Annotated in this window: 15 protein-coding genes and 5 pseudogenes; 6 read left to right on the forward strand and 14 right to left on the reverse strand. The window is 67.5% G+C overall.

Features of this window, described 5'->3' with window-relative positions; all coding sequences use genetic code 11:
- Positions 1–91: 91 nt before the first annotated feature.
- Both ACIPK3_RS21445 and ACIPK3_RS21450 read right to left on the reverse strand, forming a co-directional pair.
- Positions 92–976, reverse strand: a complete 885-nt coding sequence (locus ACIPK3_RS21445; protein WP_402571889.1) for a hypothetical protein — start codon at positions 974–976, stop codon at positions 92–94.
- Positions 973–1,827 (reverse strand): tyrosine-type recombinase/integrase, encoded by an 855-nt coding sequence (locus tag ACIPK3_RS21450; protein WP_402572302.1) that lies wholly within the window; start codon positions 1,825–1,827, stop codon positions 973–975. Before ACIPK3_RS21450 ends, ACIPK3_RS21445 begins: the two co-directional genes overlap by 4 nt.
- A 506-nt stretch (positions 1,828–2,333) precedes the next feature.
- Between ACIPK3_RS21450 and ACIPK3_RS21455 the strand changes: the two genes are divergently transcribed.
- A complete protein-coding gene (locus tag ACIPK3_RS21455) occupies positions 2,334–3,302 on the forward strand; it encodes a hypothetical protein (protein ID WP_402572304.1) in 969 nt (322 codons plus the stop codon).
- 54 nt (positions 3,303–3,356) lie between these two features.
- Here ACIPK3_RS21455 and ACIPK3_RS21460 read toward each other — a convergent pair whose 3' ends face one another.
- The 4 genes and pseudogenes from ACIPK3_RS21460 to ACIPK3_RS21475 form a co-directional block, all read right to left on the reverse strand.
- Positions 3,357–3,836: a hypothetical protein gene (locus ACIPK3_RS21460; RefSeq protein ID WP_402571891.1), complete on the reverse strand. Its 480-nt coding sequence runs from the start codon at positions 3,834–3,836 to the stop codon at positions 3,357–3,359.
- Positions 3,837–3,840: 4 nt separating this feature from the next.
- Positions 3,841–6,111 (reverse strand): tyrosine-type recombinase/integrase, encoded by a 2,271-nt coding sequence (locus ACIPK3_RS21465; protein WP_402571893.1) that lies wholly within the window; start codon positions 6,109–6,111, stop codon positions 3,841–3,843.
- A gap of 427 nt (positions 6,112–6,538) precedes the next feature.
- A pseudogene (locus ACIPK3_RS21470) lies at positions 6,539–7,261 on the reverse strand (Tn3 family transposase); the annotation flags it as partial.
- Between the two features lie 255 nt (positions 7,262–7,516).
- The gene (locus ACIPK3_RS21475) at positions 7,517–8,029 is read right to left on the reverse strand and encodes a restriction endonuclease (protein ID WP_402572305.1); all 513 of its coding nucleotides are present in this window, start codon (positions 8,027–8,029) and stop codon (positions 7,517–7,519) included.
- Here ACIPK3_RS21475 and ACIPK3_RS21480 point away from each other — a divergent pair.
- Entirely contained in the window at positions 7,938–8,153 is a 216-nt protein-coding gene (locus tag ACIPK3_RS21480; protein WP_402572336.1) for a hypothetical protein, read from the forward strand. The two genes, ACIPK3_RS21475 and ACIPK3_RS21480, sit on opposite strands and share 92 nt — an antisense overlap.
- Positions 8,154–8,894: 741 nt before the next feature.
- Here ACIPK3_RS21480 and ACIPK3_RS21485 read toward each other — a convergent pair.
- Both ACIPK3_RS21485 and ACIPK3_RS21490 read right to left on the reverse strand, forming a co-directional pair.
- A pseudogene (locus ACIPK3_RS21485) lies at positions 8,895–9,026 on the reverse strand (IS5/IS1182 family transposase); the annotation flags it as partial.
- Between the two features lie 141 nt (positions 9,027–9,167).
- Positions 9,168–9,508: pseudogene (locus tag ACIPK3_RS21490) on the reverse strand (transposase); the annotation flags it as partial.
- Positions 9,509–9,570: 62 nt separating this feature from the next.
- Between ACIPK3_RS21490 and ACIPK3_RS21495 the strand changes: the two are divergent.
- Positions 9,571–9,675, forward strand: a pseudogene (locus ACIPK3_RS21495) (IS5/IS1182 family transposase); the annotation flags it as partial.
- A gap of 107 nt (positions 9,676–9,782) precedes the next feature.
- The gene (locus ACIPK3_RS21500) at positions 9,783–10,664 is read left to right on the forward strand and encodes a barstar family protein (protein WP_402571895.1); all 882 of its coding nucleotides are present in this window, start codon (positions 9,783–9,785) and stop codon (positions 10,662–10,664) included.
- 42 nt (positions 10,665–10,706) lie between these two features.
- Here the strand turns inward: ACIPK3_RS21500 and ACIPK3_RS21505 are convergent, their stop codons facing one another.
- A complete protein-coding gene (locus tag ACIPK3_RS21505; protein WP_402571897.1) occupies positions 10,707–11,195 on the reverse strand; it encodes a DUF4265 domain-containing protein in 489 nt (162 codons plus the stop codon).
- A gap of 111 nt (positions 11,196–11,306) precedes the next feature.
- Here ACIPK3_RS21505 and ACIPK3_RS21510 point away from each other — a divergent pair, with 111 nt between their 5' ends.
- A complete protein-coding gene (locus ACIPK3_RS21510) occupies positions 11,307–11,801 on the forward strand; it encodes a hypothetical protein (protein WP_402571898.1) in 495 nt (164 codons plus the stop codon).
- Between the two features lie 199 nt (positions 11,802–12,000).
- Here the strand turns inward: ACIPK3_RS21510 and ACIPK3_RS21515 are convergent, their stop codons facing one another.
- The 4 genes and pseudogenes from ACIPK3_RS21515 to ACIPK3_RS21530 all read right to left on the reverse strand — a co-directional run bounded on the left by ACIPK3_RS21515 (position 12,001) and on the right by ACIPK3_RS21530 (position 15,564).
- The gene (locus ACIPK3_RS21515; protein ID WP_402571900.1) at positions 12,001–12,504 is read right to left on the reverse strand and encodes a hypothetical protein; all 504 of its coding nucleotides are present in this window, start codon (positions 12,502–12,504) and stop codon (positions 12,001–12,003) included.
- 337 nt (positions 12,505–12,841) lie between these two features.
- Positions 12,842–13,006, reverse strand: coding sequence for a carbamoyltransferase C-terminal domain-containing protein (locus tag ACIPK3_RS21520; protein ID WP_402572307.1), 165 nt, complete (start codon positions 13,004–13,006; stop codon positions 12,842–12,844).
- Positions 13,007–13,269: 263 nt separating this feature from the next.
- Positions 13,270–13,979: pseudogene (locus ACIPK3_RS21525) on the reverse strand (prepilin peptidase).
- Between the two features lie 223 nt (positions 13,980–14,202).
- Positions 14,203–15,564: a beta strand repeat-containing protein gene (locus ACIPK3_RS21530; protein ID WP_402571902.1), complete on the reverse strand. Its 1,362-nt coding sequence runs from the start codon at positions 15,562–15,564 to the stop codon at positions 14,203–14,205.
- 429 nt (positions 15,565–15,993) lie between these two features.
- Here ACIPK3_RS21530 and ACIPK3_RS21535 point away from each other — a divergent pair.
- Positions 15,994–16,814 (forward strand): IS5 family transposase gene (locus tag ACIPK3_RS21535; RefSeq protein WP_402571904.1). Its coding sequence is split into 2 segments (ribosomal slippage): positions 15,994–16,336 and positions 16,336–16,814, totalling 822 coding nucleotides; the frame shifts between segments, so codons are not numbered across the junction.
- Here ACIPK3_RS21535 and ACIPK3_RS21540 read toward each other — a convergent pair.
- Positions 16,811–18,322, reverse strand: coding sequence for an oxidoreductase (locus tag ACIPK3_RS21540; protein WP_402571906.1), 1,512 nt, complete (start codon positions 18,320–18,322; stop codon positions 16,811–16,813). The genes ACIPK3_RS21535 and ACIPK3_RS21540 overlap by 4 nt on opposite strands.
- Between the last annotated feature and the right edge of the window lie 23 nt (positions 18,323–18,345).

An 18,345-nucleotide genomic window follows, 5' to 3' on the forward strand; every position in this document is an offset into this window, starting at 1 on the left:
CAATGGTTCCAGCTTCGGGCCTCGACGAGGAACTGACGCATCAGCAGCAGAAGTCACACAACTACTAACGATCAACTACTGGCGCAGGACACTAGCGCTCGACGGCTTTGACCAGGGCCGGGAGTGCGGGCAGCAGGGTGCGGGTGCGCTGATCCATGGCCGCCTTGCGGCGGGCGCGGTTCTTGCTGTGGTCGGTGTCGCTGTCGCGGACCGGGCAGGGTGCCACCCACGGGCCCCAGCGCGTCGGTTCGTCGGCGGCCCAGCGGGCGAGATCCTGGTAGAACGTGCGGACCCAGCTGAACACGGTGTGTGCGTTGACCCGCGGCCGGATGGGGGTGCCGCGCCGGTCACGGACCATGCGGACGCGCTCCCGCCAGGCGGTGACGGTGTCGGTGTCCAGCCGCAGCGAGTCGATGCCGGGGTGGTGTTTCTCCAGGTCTCGCCAGAACAGTCCGGCCAGGGTGCGGGCCATGTCCTCCAGCGTGGTGTAGTCGACGTCCACCGCGCGCTCGGTGAGGTAGTCGACCAGGAGGTCGCGTATCGCGGTGCAGGTGATGCCCTGCCGGTCGACCAGGGCTTCCGGTGTCAACTGCCCTGACAGCATCACGGTCTTCAGCCGTGTTGGGGCATTGGGGCCGAAGACGCCGAGGCTCGCGAGGAGCGCGTAGAAGAGGTGCTTGCCGTGGTAGCCGTTGGTCTGGTGCTCGCCGATGGCGTGCTGCAGCTCGACGCAGTCGCCGATAGTAACTTCGTGGATGGTGCCGCCCTTGTGGGTCACGATCCAGGTGACGCGGTTGAGTGCGTTGTTGCAGTCGTTGGATCCCGCGTGGCCGGTGGCCGTGTACTGGTCCTTGAGCGCCGCGAAACCGTCGGGATCGGTGACGCTGCGGATGTGCGCCAGCAGCTGTGAAGGGCGCTGGCGCAGTAGCCACCGGTAGGCGGGGCGTACGACTTGTCCGCCCAGCAGCGGGATCATGCCACCCATTGAACGTCGGTGAGCGAGAGCTGGGGGTCGCGCACCATGCGTTTGGCCGCGCTGTGCCGCAGGCCATGCAGGGTCCAGTTCGCTCCCAAGGTCTCGTTGGCCCGGGTGAACACCATGCGGGCCGCGTCGTACCTCAGCGGCCTGATCGGGCGCCGGAGGGTCCACCACAGAGGCTCCTCCGGCCCGTCGAGGGCCTGCGGGCGGATCTGCTGCTGGTAGAGCCCCAGCCATACGAACGCGTCGCTGGAGGCGGGGATCCATTGCAGGGCCCGGGAGCCCTTTCGGATGACACCGATCGTCTGGTCACCGGGGCTGACCCGGTCCCGGCTGACGGCGAGGAGCTCCGAGGCACGCGGGCCGGCCGAGATGTAGAAGGCGACCAGTGCGCGGTCGCGGTGCGAGGGCAGGGCCGCGAACAGTTCGTTGAATGCCTGGTCGGGGATGCCGCGCGGGGTTCGCCGTGGTTCCTTCGGTTGGTAGCGGGCCCGGCGGACAGGGTGCTTGAAGGCGTGCATCGGGTTGTGATGGGCGTTGAGGTGCTCGTCCTCGGCGCGCTTGGTCTTCGGGAACGGGTTGAGCAGCGGACGCCCGTGCATGTCGCGGTGGTACTCGTAGAAGCTGCGGACGACTGCCCGCGCGTGCCTCCGGGTGCGTGCGGCGTAGTTCTCGCCCGCGTACCGCTTGCCGGTCACCGGGTTGACCGACCCGGGCGCCGGGGCGTCCGGCCGCCGGAGTCGCGGCGGCTTCTTGACCATCTTCAGCCACAGTGCGAAGTCTCGGGCCTCCGTCCGTCCGGCCCGGTCCCACTGGACGTCGACGGCCCACAGGAACCTTCTCTGCACCAAGTCAAGCGAGGCGATCGCGGAGGGTCTTCCTCGGACGGCTGCGCTGCGTGAACTCCGTGAGGGAGAATGTTCGGCATGACGACTTGAAGAGCACCGGCCGGGCGAGAGCGTTGGCGGCAGGTAACAGACTGGAGCACGGTTCCAGACGGTGATCGACGGGTCTGCGCCTCTTGCAGAATACCCGTCTGCTCGTATCAGTATCGCTTCCATCCGCCCGAGTCCTCCATGTTCGAGCGCTGCATCGGGCTCCCTTGGTGTTCCAGCTGCAGGGTCTACTCCGGCAACATGGTCTACGTTCCGCGGCAGCAATTCCTTGTCGACCTCCTTGCCTCTCTGCCTCCTGACCAGCGCGAGCGGCTCCTACGTTCGGAAACGCGAGTGATCGAGCTCCTGGACCGCCGGGCCCGAGGCGGCAAGGGTTGGGGACGGCGGCAATCCGCTCGCCCGTCGTTTGCCCGACCGCGTACGGTCTGCGCATGACGAGGACCACGCCGGCCAGACCGGTGTCTGTAGAGGCCGTGTCCCCGGAGCTGGCCCACTACCGGGCTCGGACAACCCGGTTGCACCCCAGACCGGGGCGGCCCGGCATGCACGACAGTCACGTCGGCGGGCCGATGCTGTGGCCGGACAGCGAACCCTGGCCGCTCTGCCACGAGCCGCACCGGCGCGAGAGCGAGGGCTACGCACCGGAGGAGATCCGCAGCGCCCGGGCCGCAGGGGTCTGGCCGCCGAGCCGGCCATGGCCCCCCGCAGCAACTCCCGGACTGGACGGCCCGGTGCCCTTCGTGGGGCTGGCCCAGTTCTTCCACCGTGACATCCCGGGCCTTGCCTGCGGACCCGACAACGCGGACCTGGTGCAGCTCTTCCGCTGCCCCTTCACCCACGGCCCCCACCTGGAGCGCCGCTACCACCTGCGGTGGCGACAGGCCGGGCAAACCGAGCAAGCGGAACGCTTCCTTGTTGATCCGCCCCACGTCCCCCTGCTCCGAGGGGAACACGAACTCCCCGAGCCCTGCGTCCTGCACCCGGAAGAGGTGGACACCTACCCCTGGGCGGAGGACGACACGCTGCCCGCCTCGCTGATCGCGCGCATCGACGCGTGGGACGACGCCCAGGTAGCGGAACACGGCCCCAACGCCCCCAGCTACCAGTACGACCTGTCGATCCCGCCCGGCTGGCGCGTCGGTGGCTTCCCCAGCTGGGCGTCGACGGGCCCGAGGACCATCGACTGCGCGTCCTGCGCAACCCGCATGCGGCTGCTGCTGACAGCGGAGGGCTACGAGATGGACGCCGGCTCGCACAGCTGGATGCCACTGGAAGACCGTGACCCGACACTGAGCGGGAAGACGTCGATCCGGGGTGGCCAATCCGTTGCCCAGCCCACTCGGCTCCGCTTCGGCCGGGACCGGGACCTGCACGTTTTCACCTGCCTGGCCGACCCCGGACACCCGCCCCAGTGGGTGCTCGCCTAGCCAGGGCGTTTGACGGCTTCTCTGCACCAAGTCAAGTGGTCGGCCCGACGGGCTTCACCGGGTTCTGGGTGAGAGCCAGTCGCCTGTGTCGCGACGAGGGCCGAGGCCGACTGCGGCGAACTCGTCGGCGTGATCGCCCTTGGCGGCGCCGAGCCACCGCAGCGCCTGAGAGATAGGAGTGCCGGTCGTCGGCGACGTCCCCCCTTCGACCAGGCGCAATGGGCCAAGGACTACCTGGCCTGCATCCCAGACCTGGGCGGCCTGGGTTCCTGCCCCGCCGAAGTAATCGGCCTCGATGTAGGCCACCGGCCCTGTCTCCGAGCACGTGGCCAGCAGGCGATCAAGGCCCGCCGGTGCCTTCCAGAACCCGTCGAGTTCGGCTGCTCCGGCGACCGTGACCGCATCGAACAGCGCGTCGGTCATCGGCAGGAGCCAGAGTTGCTGGCCGAGAGGAACGATGCACGCCCCAGCCGTGGAACCGGCCAACTCTCGGAGCACGGATTCGGTGGCGATGACCGCCTGCAGGCAATACATCCCCTCATTCTCGCCTGGCCGCTGATCGCGGCGCGATGCCGGGTATGCCGAGGTCGACTGGCGCGACCCTGGCGAGCCGACGGGTCTGGTCTCGCTTCTGCCGCAGGAAGGACAAGGGGAGGTCGATCCCTTCGATCTCACCGAGCCATCCCTCTGCTTCGGCCCGGGCCCGGCGGGCCAGAAGGTCGACCTCGATCTCGTCGAGGCGGGGCAGCATCTTCGGATTAATGTTGATCATGGGACATCTCAGGCAGGCGTGCTCGTGCTGGCAAGGTGTCGAGTAGGGGCGTGCGCATCCTCCCAGCTCGACTTTGCGCTGGTCGAAGTGCTCCTCGAAGCCGAGCCATTCGGGTGCGGTGACCGGCCGGTACTCGTCGGTTGGCCTGGCCTGGCGGCGCCGGTCGAGAAATCCCTGGTAGCGCCGGACAACGTCCTCGTTGAACACAGCGACGTAGCCACGAGTTGTTTGAGGATTCAAATGTCCGAGTAGGGCTGCTCCGACGTGGATCGGGAGCCCGCTGTTGACCAGTTCCGTGGCCAGGAGTCGGCCAAAGTCGTGCGGGGTAAAGCTGGTCGCAAGGAAGCCGGGGTGCTGTTCGGCGAGCTCGACGCAGTGGCGCTTCAGCATGTTCACCACGGTGGTGTCCGACATGACCTCGTGCTTGGTGCCGATCTTGCGTTGGAACAAGAACGGCATGGGCGCGCTGCTCTGACGTTCCTTCGGGTCGTAGCGAGGCAGCAGCGGGATGGCCCGGCTGCCGGTGGTGTGGCGGCGGACGATGGCCGCGATGACGGCGAACAGCTCAGCGGACATCGGGATGACGCGTTCCCGGTCGCTCTTCGAAGGAGCGACCACCAGCAAGGCGATGACCTCGCCGTAGGGCCGTTGATGCTGCCGGATGCTGAGATGGGTGAGTTCCAGGGCCTCCTCGATGCGCACGCCTGAGTGCCGCAGGACCTCAACGATCGCCCACTCCCAGAAGGCAGCGTCCTCGGCATGCGTGACGTTGATGTTCTTGCCGCTCTCCAGATCGAGGACGCGGACGTTCGCCAGCCCTCCGAGCCGGACGCGGCGTTCATCCACCCGGCTCCACAGGCGCCGGTAGGTGCGACCCTCCAGCGTGACGGTCTGCCCGCCGGGCATGTCCGCGGCCTGCGATAGTAGGTCACGGAGGTGGCCGTACCGGTTCTCCAGGTGTTCCAGGAGAGTGTTCAACAGCGGTTGCCGTTGCCTGGTGCGATCATCCATGCGTTCCTTGACGCGTCGTTTACGGACCCCGTAACCGCGGACCTCGGCGTCCGAGACCGGACAGGGTGCCACCCACATCGCCCACTGCTCGGGCTCCGCCGCTGCCCACACCTGCAGATCGGCGTAGAAGGCGCGGACTGCCCGCAGGATGGGATCGAAGTCGCGCCGCCCTTTGCCGTCCACGCGAATCGCGACCCGGTCCCGCCACCGCTGGTAGAGCTCGCCGTCGATGCGCAGGTCGGTCTGGTTGGGGGCGAGTTGTTCGACGGTCGCCCAGAAGTTGCTGGCCAGGTGGCGGGACAAGTTGTCCAGCGTCGAATAGTCCAGTTCGGGCTTGCGTCGTTCCAGGTAGGCGACGAGCAGGTGCCGGACCCCCGTATTGCGGATCTTGTAGCGGTCGACCAGTTCTTCGACCGTCGACCGCCCGTTGAGCAGGGCCGCCTTCAGCGTCGCCGACCCATGGGAGGGGAAGTGGCCCATCGTGTGGAGCACTTGCCAGGCCAGGTGTCCGGGGAACCTGCTGCCGGCTCCGCGTGCCCCCAGGACCAGCCCCTGGCGGCGGCACTCCCACGCGTAGTGCAGGAATGCCTCAGGAGTCAGGTCGGCCAGGGCGATGCCCTGCGTGGTGAGGGTGACCGCGATGTCGAAGAGTGCGGTCCCGTGCTGGATCGGGTTCACCGGCGTGGCCTGGGTCTCGGCCCAGAACTGCTCCAGCAGCGGGTCGTTCTGGGCGGCGAGGAAGCGCTGCCCGTAGTAGAGGAAGGTGTTCGACCGGAATGCGTCCAGTGAGGGCTGGATGATCCGTAGACACATCAGGCAGGCAGCGCCGGTGCCGATCTGACTTCTCTCTCTGGGAGCCGATCGCAGGACGGACACGGGGTTGCCGCCCTGGTTGAACCCGCTGGCCTCCCACCTCTCCTGCCAGGTATCGCCCGGGAACTGGCTCAGGTGCTGCAGGAGGCCCCGGGCGCCGCGGCTTCGGTTCCACCGATTGTCGGCCGACTTCGTCGGCCAGGTCGTGCGCACCGCCTGCGCGATCTCCTCGACGGAGGCACGGGTCAGATCGCCCTGGGGACGCGGCGGAACAGCGGGGGCAGGGGCATGGGCGGCGTTCACGCTGACGAAGCGGCTGACGCCCTTCCTGCTGGTCGGCTGGTTCAGGGTGCCGGGTTCAGCCACCGAACACCGCCTTGATGTCGTCCGGGTCGTACCCAGCGGTGAAGGAACGCGGGGGGCGGGGCTTGGTGTAGTGCTCCTGGAGCTTGTCGTGCAGGTCCTCCACGCGGGCCGTCAGGTAGCGCCCGGTGGTGTCGAGGTGGGCGTGCCGCAAGATCGTCTGCACCTCGGCGAGGGTGAGCCGCTCGTCTCCCGCCATCCTGACCGCCGCCGTGTGGCGAGCGTCGTGCAAGGTCCAGTTCGTGCCGAGCTTGTCGTTGGCCCGCTGGAGGATGCGCGCCTGCCCCAGCGGCGTGGGGTGGCCCTCGCGGCCGAACATCCGCAGCAGGTCGTACGCCCGGACCTGGTTGATGACCAGGGAGCCCGCGACCCGGAGCATGTTCGGCCACCACGTCTCGATCTTCTTCAGGTTGACGCGGTTACGGGCGAGCGGCTCCAGCACCCCGTACGTGCCCGTCTCCACCCCGGGCATCGTCGCCCGCCAGAACCGCTGGTCGTCCAGGTCCTTGAACCGGGGGCTGAAGTTGTAGCCCAGGATCTTGAAGATCCCGAACACGATGTCGGAGTACGAGGCGTTGTCGGTGGCCACCATCTCCGGTTTCACGCCACCGTCCAGGTTCAGCAGCGCGTCCAGGATGTGCAAGGAGTCGCGCGGAGTGCCGGGGACGACCATCTGCCCGATGCCCGCGACCTGGTCGTTGACGGCGTTGAGCCAGGTGATGCCGCGCTTGAACCCGAAGTACTTCGGGGAGGGCGCCGCGCTGATCGTGCGGACGGGGACGACGAACCGCAGTCCGTCGACCGAGGCCAGCAGCCCGTCGCCCCAGAACTGCACGATCGGCACGTCGGACTGGGCCTCGATCAGGGCCGCGTTCGCCGCGGCGATGGTGTCGGCGCGCAGGTAGAACTGGTCGACGTGGACCAGGCGGGAGCGGGTCAGGGCCTCGAGGCCAGGGTTGGTGACCGGGGTCATGCCGATGCTGCACGCCTCCGAGACCATGAACTCGTTCCCACGTGCGCGTGGGCGCTCGTGTCCGCGGACGCGAGCGCGCGCGTACAAGAGAGGCGCAGGTCCACGGTCCGGACACGCACCGCAGAACGCAGGAGGCCCCGTTACAGCGGGGCACCTCCGCAAGGTGGCACGGCCAACAGGTCAGCCACTGGACTTCCTCCCGACGATGACGACTCTCGCGGCCCGGAGGGCGTACGACAAGAGGCAGGGCCCGGCGGATCTCCCGCCGGGCCCTGCCGTCCGTCATCTGGGGCGCCGCCCGGTGCCGCTGCCGTTGAGCAGGATCAGGCTCTCCAGGTGAGCGCCTTTGACCCAGGAGCCCAGCAGGTCGCGGTGCAGGGCCACGATGTCCTGGCGCAGCGCCAGGCCGAGTGCGTCTCTGGTGAACGCGCTGCAGGTGGTGACGAACAGGGCGACGTCGGCGCCGTGCTCGAGGCGGGCGGTGCCGACGAACTTCTGCATGTCCTGCGAGGGCACGCTCCGGTGCGCGGCGTACTTCTTGCACTGGATGACCAGCTTGCGGCCGTCGGCCAGGTAGCCGACGACGTCCGCGCCCAGGTCGCCGCTCTTGCCGCTGACGACGACCTCTCTGCAGCCGTCCCGCCGGCACAGCTCCGCGATGTACGTCTCGAACTCCTGCCACGTCAGGGCATCGACCTGGGCCATGGACATCACCAAGGCGCCGCTACACAAGAAGGCTGGCGGCGACATCCAGGCTTTGTGCCATTCGTCGGCAACCCACCTCCAACAAAGCATCGTCACCAGGACGGGCCACACCGTCGACCAGTTCCCGGCCACCCACACCACGGCGAGGCCGGCCGCCACCGCGCCCCAGACCTGCAACTGCCTGCGGGTCTGCTTCTTCAACCGCCGCCGCTGACGTGCCGCCATCACTCCCCCGCTCCCCAGATCCGGGGTCCGCAGAAGGGAGCATCCCCGCGGGCGCGGGGCCGACAACGCCGCGCGGTTGGTGCGGACGCGTTGGATCGGAGCATCCCTGCGAGCGCGGGGCCGACCGCGGTCCGTACCGCCGCGGGCCCGAGCCCGCTGGAGCATCCCTGCGGGCGCGGGGCCGACACTTGCTGAGCTGCGACTTTACCGGACGGTATGGCCGTTTTCATTCAGTTGGTTTTGGGGCGGCCCGGGAGGATCAGGCCGTCGAAGTCGACGAGCTACGGGCAGGCGGTCGCGACCCGTAGCGCGGACGGCTCTCTGCCCGCCCCGCCATTTCCCTCAAAGCGCCTTCGGCACAGACGCCCCGTGACACTCAGCCTGATCACGAAGACCCATCATGCCTCACACTCGCGCAGACCGATTGCCGGAGCATAAACACCACCAGCGCACGTGCTGGCCCTGGCCGTGAAGGGTGACCGGCTCACCTTTCTGTTCGGCGCGGTGTACGGCGTCGGCCTCATCCTCGCGCGCCGCGCCGGGCCCAAGACGACGATCCCGTTCGGCCCGTTCCTTCTGGCCGAGCCCGTGCCGCGGTCGCCTCGTCCACCGGCGGCACTTCGTTGCGCAGCCACGCGTCCGCGGACCGCTCGATCCCCGTTGCCTCGGCCCACAGCGCCAGCCTGCCGACCACGTGCAGCAGCCGCTCCACGTTGGAGTTCGTGGACGTTCACGCGGCCAGCTCCACGTCGTCCCACCAGGAGGGAGCAGGGGTGGTGAGCCGACGGAGCATGCCGGCGGTCGAAGCCCAGTAGACGCGGGAGGCCGCGTTGTCGGGGCGGTGGTCGTAGCGCTCGAAACGCGCGGAGCCACCTGGTAGATGGCGCTCACGCACCGGCACCGCCGAGTCGATTGGTAGTCCCTCGGCGGTGCCACCTCCCCTGCCGCAACCTTGCGGCCCTGGTTCACTCCCGGGCATTCCCCTGTCGTTGCTCACCGGCAGCCGCTGCAGCGATTGCGAACCAGGCAGTCCGCTCCTCCACCACGCGGCCTTCCTGGTAGGCGTGATCAGACTCCAGTGCCCGGCTGGCGGGCCCTCGCCCGCGGTGTCGTGTCCCCGCTTCAACCAGGTCCACCGCGTCCCGGACCCTGGTCGACCAGGACTTTCTCCAGGCCCATCCCGCATCGTTCGGCCGCCTGGTCCAGCAGGGCGATGCCGGCCTCGTTGTCGTGCGCGCTCGCTGCGAGGATCACCACGCCGATGATCAGGCCCAGCACGTCGACGGCGAGTCCCCGTTTCCTGCCGGGCGTCCTCTTATTCACGTCCAGTCCCGTCGTCTCCCGTGTTGTCTCTCGGTGGCGAGGAGTACGCGGTCCGGGGCGACGCCATGCAACAGCCGCCAGAGGGCCACACGGTCTACTTCTACTACACCGCCTGGCGCGACGAGGGAATCCTCGCCCAACTCAACTACGACCTGACCGGCCTGGCCCGCGTAAAGGAAGGCCGCAGAGATCGCAGAAGGTGACCGCAGGTGCCGCCAACTGACTGCATGCGATCACAAGGCACCCACACCCCTCCGAGCGACGACAACACCCTTCCGCCCCGTAGGGTCGGGCCATGCCGACCGAAGACAGCCCACACGTCACTGCCAAGCACTGGCAGGACTGCACGGACGTGTACGACTTCCTGAATCAGATCCGGCTCCGGCCCGGAATGTGGGTCCCCGGCGGATCGCTCCTGCAGCTGCAGTCCTTGCTCACCGGCTACCGGGCAGCGCTCGGTGTGCACGGCATCGAGAAACCCTTCGCTTTCTGGCCCGAGGACGACTTCAACCGCTGGCTCCAAGAGCAACGCGGCATCGCCGGCTCCCTCACCTGGGCAGCCGAGATCGAACGCAACACCCCCGTGGGCTCGACTCCGGTCGAGGAGTTCTTCCGCCTCCTGGACGCATACCGGAGTGAATCCGCCCAGAACTCAACACCTGGCGCTGCCTCGACCCGCTTTCCCGGCATCGAGTACACGAACAACACTTTCGTCACACTCTTCTGGCGCCGACAGCTCCTCACAGAAGCCGAACTGCGGCTCGAAGAGCGCGGCTTCCGCGTCGTCCACCTCGCCGCGGGTAAGTGGGCCTCAGAGCAGGACATGCACAGGGACGTTGCCACCGCGCTGCAGTTCCCCGACTACTACGGCCACAACCTCGACGCACTCAACGACTGTCTCGGCGATGTGACCTGCTACGGCCCCTACGACGACTCACCAGAAGGTACTGGGCTCGTCCTGTCCATCACCGACTACGACCACTTCACCGCCGCTTGCCCGCGAGCGGCCCAGATCGTTCTGGACATCGTCGCTGACCAAGCCCGGCACGCGGCCGTACTTCAGCGCCGCTTCTTCGCCCTGGTCCACAGCAACGACCCCGACATCCGGTTCGAACCCGTCGGAGCCATGCCCGTCATGTGGAACAACGACGAATGGGCGGACAGCAACCGCGGCTGAGCGCACGGCATCCAAGGCAGCCGATCGCCGCCGACACGAGAGTCAGGCAGTGGCTGTTGCCTGCCAAGCGGCAGTGACGCATCCTTCTTCCCAGTGCCACCATCCTTCGGCATCCCCGTGCTCCAATAGCTTCCGAATCCGTGGCAAGTCCGCGTCTGGCGGAACGTCGAACGCCACCATCCGGAACCGCTCGATCCCCTCGCCGGTCGTGCCAAGTCGGTGAAATGTCTCCAGCACGGTCTGCCGGGCGGCGCCCGAGCCACCGTCCTTCATGACGATCAACCGGATTGTGCAGTTCTCCGAAGCCCGCACCGTCTCACCAGCCCAGCGGACGCCTTCATCGTCGGTCTCCACCCGGATGACGTCGCCGCTGGAGACTCCCCGTACGAACCAGGGCGTGTTGTCCAACCGCACCATGTCGTCGCCGAGATCCACCGCCCACAGGCTCTCGACGCTCGCCGGAGGCCAGCCGTCCTCATCCATCTCCAACCGGAAATGGACCTTCATGCGGTCATCCGTGAGGCTCGTCATCGCACCATCATCCACAACCCTTCTGTAAGGCCGACCCCGGGACAGCAATCGAAGGGCATCACCGCATCCCGACCGCGGCCGGACCCGCGACGTCGGGGTATAACGGCCGACATGACGGTCTTCTACTGTGCGCGGTGCGGTGCCCAGCTCACGCCTGACCTTGAACAACTCCCGGAAGTCCCCGATGCTTCCGTCCACGACAGGGACCGCGACCTCAGAACCATGCTCGCGCCTTCGACCGTGCCGCAGGGCTACTACGCCGTCGACCCCGAACCGTGGGGTGCACCCTTCGTCGAATCAGGTTCCCAGCAAGGCAGAGTATCCGTCAGCCGTACTCTTCTCATGCCGCCTGAACTGACCGGCACGGTGCCCGCAGGCCCCCGGAACTCCGTGATCGTCCACCCGGACGATGCGCCGCACCTCCAGCTGAACGCCCCCCTGGGCATCCACCAGGGCTGCTGTGGGCCCCTCGGAACTGGGGGCCGCAACATGGCATGCGCCTGCGGAGCACTCGCAGCAACCCTTGCCGCGGACTGCATGGGTCCCCACGAACTGCACCTCGATCCGGTCCGGGTGTATGCCTACACCGCCGAATCAGAGACGTGATCACGGCCCGCTCGGGAACCGCACATGGTCGGCACGGAAGACGTGGCCCGGAAAGACCGGCGACCTGCTTTCCGGGGAACGATCACCAGCCGCTCGGGAAACGATCTCCGACCGGCACCGTATGCAGCTGGTCAGCCCCACTCGTGAACACCCCCATTCTCACCCAGTCGTGACCTGCGTCAACCGCCCAATCACTGCCCTATTGCCAGAGGTCAGCTCCGTCGCGCCCGCTGGGATCCATTGTCAGGAGGTCTTCATGCAGGCCCGACAAGGTCCGCCCAGTCGGAGAACCATCTTCGCCCGACTCCATGACCATCCGGCCGGCCTCCACACCCGACGTGTTCACATCGCCGCCGGAGTCCAGCTCGTCGAGCGTTGCGAACACCGCCTCATAGGCAACGGCTCGGACCAGACGAACAAGATCTTCCCGGTCCGAGCCAGCGGCAAGAAGGCGTTGCGCGGCTGGCAGTTGATCGAGCGATCCAGGGTCGGTCCAGCCGTCGATCGCACCGTGCCACAGGCTCCGTAGCAGCACGAATCGCGCGAGCTGAGGAACGTCTTCCATGACCTCCGACTTGATCAAGTCGACGGGATCGGTCACGCCGAGGGTGCTGAACTGGGCACGCAGCGATTCCGCGGCAGCCTGTCGTGGCGCGTCCAGGCTGTTCAGCCATTCCTGCCATGTTGGTTGAGGATCACTCACCGCAACAGCATGCCCTACGGTCGAGAGACGGGGATCGGCGCATCTGTCTCTGTTGACGCACCAGCCGCTGTGGTTCACGGAACTGCGGCCAGAGCCGATTTCACAGATCCTCATCACGCTCCGGTCCTACGTGTTGGAGGCGCGGACCTGTCCGCCTGCCGTCTCTGCCTCGACGGGTTCCGCCCGCAGCACCAGCTCGGTGGCACGATGATGGCTGGCTTGCGCCCGAGTCCGAGGCTGTCGCTCAGCCACGCACGAAAGCCCTGAAGCGCCACATCCCCTCAGCGGCGGAGTGGAGGGTGTCACGCCCACCAGTGTGGCAGCCGCCGGAGGCGGGTCAGGACCGCTCGACCAGATATTCGCCGATACATGCCGCGTCCAGATCGCACGCCTGGAAGGTGGCGAGCGCATGGACGGGAGTTTCGACGATGGGCTCGCGGTCGTTGAAGGGGGTGTTCAGGACGACGGGCACGCCGGTGAGCTGGTGGAAGTGCTCGATCAGCGCACCGTTCCTGCAGTTGAGCGCATAGGGAGACCGTCGCGGGGGCGCCCGTCACATCGATCGAGGGACTGACCGGGCCCTCGCCGCTGCGGCATACTGGCGGCGTCGACGAGGAGACGTCGGCGCATATCGCCTTGTTAGAGACTCATGAGGCCCGGGCCCGCCCAGGACCCCTCCGACGTCACGTGGACGCTGGAGATGTTCCGGGCCTTCCCCGCTGCCCCAACCCCGTCCGATCGACTGACCCGCGAGTCGTTCCGTAGTCACTGGGTGTGGGAGCCCAAGAGGATCCCGACGAACGCCCCGGCCAGGAGGAACGGGCCGAACGGGATCGTCGTCTTGCGCCCGGCGCGGCGCGCGAGGATGAGGCCGACGCCGTACACCGCGCCGAACAGGTAGCCGGCGAAGGTGCCGATCAGCAGGATTCCCCAGCCGTACCAGCCCAGGACGGCCCCGAGCGCAGGTGCGAGTTTCACATCACCGAAGCCGAAGCCCCCAGGGTTGATCAGGAACAACACGAGGTAACAGGCGCCGAGCGTGAGAGAGCCGAGCAGTGCGGTGCGCCAACTGCCGTCGGCATCGGGTAGCAGTGCAGCCCCTCCGAGCCCGGCGAGCGCGGACGCCGAGAGCGGCAGGGTGACGACGTCGGGCAGCCGGTGCACCGCGAAGTCGACGGGGCAAGCAGCACGGCAATCGGCGCGAGCAACAGCCACACGAACAGCTCCGGACGGCTGCCGGTGGCCACCGCCAGCACAGCACAGACCACGGCCATCACCAGGGCGATGGTGGGCGTGCTCGGCCCAAATGTATCCCGGTCGGTGCAGCGGGCCCGCCCCAGCCGCCCGTCCCCGATCCCGTCGAGAGGGTGCCCCGCCGGGCAGTCCGTTCGCCACGGCTGCTCCGGCGGCACGGAGAGCCGGTACGCGGCGCGCGGTATGAGCAGGCCCGTACCGGCACCCCACAGTACGGCCATCGCGGTAATCCAGAACGTCTCCACCGAACGGAGCCTAAGCTCAGCTCCGTTCGGATGTTGCGGACGGTCCGTACCATGAGGAGCACATCGCGTACCGGCCCTGATGGCCGCCAACCGGCCGGGATGCCGCACCGCCACACGCTGAGATGACGCCAATTCTCCCATGCACTCTCATGCCACCCTTTGACAGTCCCTACTTTCGTGACACTCCCAAGTGCCTGTGTCAGCCGATGCAGTTGGTGACGGGCTGGGGGCTGAAGACGCAGTTGGTGGGGGTGTTGCCGGTGAAGGTGGCGCCGTCGACGCTGTTGATGGCGACGGTGGTGTACACGCCGCCGGGTGCGGGGGCGGCCGGGGCGAGGTTGTTGTTCACGCTGGAGGCGGTGGTGAAGGAGTAGGTGCTGCCGTTGTTGTAGATGCCTGCGGCGGCGGAGCCGGTGCCGGTCACTTTGTTGGCGTCAATATGGGAGGCGTCCACCATCACGGTCACGGGACTGGAGGTGTTGTCGGTGTAGAGGCCGCCGCCCTGGGAGTACTGGCCGGAGGCGAGGTTGCGGGTGAGGGTGGTGCCGTTCTGCAGCGTCAGCGTGGACGCTGTACCGGATCCGTCCGTTGCGATGCCCGCGCCCTGGCCGAAGGCGCCGACCAGTTGGTTCCCGGTGACCTGGGTGTTGTTCAGGGTGAGTGCGCCGGCCTCACTGTGGATGCCGCCGCCCCGGTTGCTGGTGGTGTCGTTCGTGAAGCCGGTGACGGTGTTGCCGCTGATCGTGGAGCCTGTGATCATGCCGGTCCCCCCGGACGGAACGAAGAGAATTCCGCCTCCGCCGGAGGTGCTGGCTGTCACCCGGTTGTCCGCGATCGTGGTGCCGGTGACGGACAGCAAGTTGTTGCCTGCGTAGAAGATGCCGCCGCCGGCCGCTTGCGCGGTGTTGTGGCTGATGGTGCTGTTGATGAAGGTCGTCGGAGTGCTGGTGTTGAGGTACGCGCCGCCCCCGTCGCCGCTGGCGCGGTTGTCGGTCATGTTCACTGAGGTCAGTGTGACCGTGGTCGCCCCCAGGGCCCAGATGCCGCCCCCGTCGACGGTGGCGCGGTTGTCGTTGACTGTGCCCCCGGTGAGAGAGACCGACGTGCTGTTCGCGGTGAAGATTGCACCCCCCTGGACCGCCGAGTTGCCCTGAAAATTCACGTCGGTGGCGGTCAGGGATCCTCCACTTGTGGTCACGAGCACCCCGCCGCCTGAATCGCCGGTGACCCTGCCGTTCATGACTGTGAGGGTGCTCATCTGCAGCGAGGTGGCGCCGACGTCGAAGATCCGGAAGTTGGACGCCGCGGTGTCACGTTTGATGGTGGCATTGTTCCCCTGGATCACCAGCGGCTGCGTGATAGTCGGCAGCGCTCCGCCACCCACGTCGGTGAGGGTGTAGACACAGTACGGGATCAATGACAGCGTGTCGCCGCTGCCCGCGTTGGAGTTGTCGATAGCCGTGCGCAGCGCCGCTTCCGTGCACGCCACCGGCGTCACCGCGTGCGCCGGAGTGGCCATGCCCCCGGCGAGCAGTACTCCCGCCGCCATTCCAAGACTCACACATCGTCGGCCCATCGGCTTTCCTCCGGTGACTCATCCGTGACCATCCAGCCCGCAGGCGCGGGATAACAACATCCACCCTAGCCGGGATATATCAGGCTTAAAGTGAAGCGCCGTCACATTTTGGACCGTCATACGGGCCCTTCTCGAGCAGGTCGTGCACCTGGTGCCAGCGTTCCAGGGTGGTCTGGGCGCGAGGGCCGTCGTAGATCGGCGTGTCCAGCACGGCGGCCCAGCAGATTCCTGAGGTTCTCCCTTCAGAGTGGGCACCCTGCGAATGGATTGTTGGTCCAGGAAGGGATGTCCAGGTGGGATGTCAGTCTCCGTGTCCGAAGGAGTTCCGTAGGGACGCGGTTGCCTTAGAACTCCTAACGAAATGATCTTCAAGATGGTTGGATCACTCCGGGACGGATTATCTGGGGGTGCGGGGTGGCGCGGCCGAAGCCATGGGAAGTCGACGACGAGCTGTGGGCGGTGGTCGAGCCACTGCTGCCGAAGGTCGAGCGTCGGGCTCGGCACCCCGGACGTATACGGCATCCCGACCGGCTGGTGTTCCAGGGCATCGTGTTCGTGCTGCACACCGGGATCGCCTGGGAGCAGCTGCCGCAGGAACTCGGCTTCGGCTCGGGCATGACCTGCTGGCGCCGTCTGGCCGAGTGGACCACAGCCGGGGTGTGGCCTCGGCTGCACGAGCTCCTCCTTGCCGAGCTCCGCAGCGCGAACGTCCTGGACTTCTCCCGTGCGGCGGTCGACGGCTCCCACATCCGGGCGTTAAAGGGGGCTCCAAGACAGGACGAAGCCCTGTCGACCGGGGCAGGACGGGCAGCAAGCACCACCTGATCACCGACGCCACCGGCATCCCGCTCGCCGTCACCTTGACCGGCGGCAACCGCAACGATGTCACCCAGCTGCTCCCGCTCCTCCAGGCCGTGCCGCCCGTGCGGGGCAAGCGCGGCCGGCCCCGGCGCCGCCCGAACGTGGTGCTGGCCGACCGCCGCTATGACCACGACAAGTACCGCCGCCTGGTCTGGGATCTCGGCGTGAAGCCACTGATCGCCCGCCGGGGCACCGAGCACGGCTCCGGACTCGGCACCCAACGCTGGGTCGTGGAGCGCGCGTTCGCCCATCTGCACTGGTTCCGCCGCCTACGGATCCGCTGGGAGATCCGCGACGACATCCACGAAACCTTCCTCACCCTCGGATGCGTACTGATCTGCTGGCGACGGCTGAACTCAACTATTGCTCACTAGTTTTTCTGCAGGGTGCGGGTGATACCGGCGATGATGGCGGTCGTCAGCATCCAGCCGAAGGCGATCAGCAGGTAGGCCAGCCACTGGAGGCTGCTGTTCGGCCAATACCACCCCGTGCGCTGACCCAGACCACCGACGGGGATCAAAAGGTCAAGCGTGTAGACGAGGGGCTGGAACGGGCTGCCTTCGTCTCGTTTGACCGGGCTGGGAGAGTGAGTGCTGAAGGCCAGCGTGCCCAGTAGGGTCAGCGCGAGGAGCCAGACGCCAGCCAGCCAGGGCCGATAGCCATAGCCCACGGTCACGTCCAGCAGGTGCCCCCATACCCGGGCCGGCGGGGACAGGGTGAGACGCCGGTGGCGCTGCTTGGCCAGGAGCACGCGGCGGGCGTCATCGTCATGGCCGATTTGCCGATACCAGCCCGCGAGTTGCTCGTACGGCTGCGGGACATAGCCAGGATTCCGGCGGACCCAGGCCAGGCGACGGGCCACCTCGTCCCTCGCAGGCGGTCCGTCGTCGCCTGCCGCGGACGGGGCGTCCCCGAATCGGATGGACCCGTAGGTGAACCCTTCCAGGAGCACCTTCCTCGGCCAGCTCTGCTCGCTGTCCTGACACCAGGTGGCCTGGGCGGACCGGAGATCCACCAGTCCTGAGAGCGGTGCTGCGGTTCTGTAGTCGAAGTCGCCCACGTGCATGGATACGCAGTCCAGGGCTACGCCATCCCCGTTCAGATGGGCTCCTTCGAAGGTCAGCAGCCCTTCTATTCGGGCCCGTCGCAGCAGTACGCCTCCTTGCGCGGTGAACCCCTGGGAGCAGTCCACCGTCGAAGCGGCCATACTTCCTGCGGCAAGTGCAACGCCCGCGGTGTTCCCCAGCCGTGCGCCTTGCAGGAACAGGCCGCTGAGCAGCTGTGCGCCGGGCAGCCGCAGTCCGCCTTGCGTGGTGAGCCGCTGGCCGAAGACGCCGCCATCCAGGACGAGGCCGCCCGCGCGCACCGCCCACTCTTCCGGGCCCGAGATCCTGGCATCCGAGATCACCAGATTCCCGGCCATACGAGCGTTGACGAGAATGAGGGAGCTGCCTTCGAGAGTCGACCGCCTCAGGTCCAGGTCACCCTCGATTCGAGCGAGCTCGGCGTTGATCCCCGGCACCCAGCTGTCCGTTATCTGGATCGTCCGGGTCGTCGCACCGTGCAGTTGCACCGCCTCGTCCAGCCGACAGCCCTGCAGCAAGAACGTGTGACAGATCTCCGCCCCGGACAGGTCGAGACGACCGGTGATACGCGCGCCCATGAGTCGCAAGGCGGCTACCGTGCCAGACCGGTCTTCGTTCGCGCCGAGCAACAGCGTCGCCACGACGGCCGCGCGGACAGTACGGTCGGGGCCCCACCGGTCACCCACAGCGGGAGCGTCCGCGTCGGGTACTCCTGTGCGCAGGTCGACGCGACGCCCCTCAGGGAAGGCGTCCCACAGCTCGCGCTCCGGCGGGGTCATCTCGTCATAGGGCAGCACCCATGCAGAGTAATGATCTACTC

This window comes from Streptomyces sp. NPDC086787, from assembly GCF_044745865.1.
Classification (GTDB): domain Bacteria; phylum Actinomycetota; class Actinomycetes; order Streptomycetales; family Streptomycetaceae; genus Streptomyces.

Bases quoted from the DNA above. Each gene is read 5' to 3' on its own strand.
- ACIPK3_RS21505 (WP_402571897.1), bottom strand. From the start codon at position 11,195: ATGACGAGCCTCACGGATGACCGCATGAAGGTCCATTTCCGGTTGGAG.
- ACIPK3_RS21460 (WP_402571891.1), bottom strand. From the start codon at position 3,836: ATGTATTGCCTGCAGGCGGTCATCGCCACCGAATCCGTGCTCCGAGAG.
- ACIPK3_RS21480 (WP_402572336.1), top strand. From the start codon at position 7,938: ATGGACATCACCAAGGCGCCGCTACACAAGAAGGCTGGCGGCGACATC.
- ACIPK3_RS21510 (WP_402571898.1), top strand. From the start codon at position 11,307: ATGACGGTCTTCTACTGTGCGCGGTGCGGTGCCCAGCTCACGCCTGAC.
- ACIPK3_RS21475 (WP_402572305.1), bottom strand. From the start codon at position 8,029: ATGCTTTGTTGGAGGTGGGTTGCCGACGAATGGCACAAAGCCTGGATG.
- ACIPK3_RS21500 (WP_402571895.1), top strand. From the start codon at position 9,783: ATGCCGACCGAAGACAGCCCACACGTCACTGCCAAGCACTGGCAGGAC.
- ACIPK3_RS21445 (WP_402571889.1), bottom strand. From the start codon at position 976: ATGATCCCGCTGCTGGGCGGACAAGTCGTACGCCCCGCCTACCGGTGG.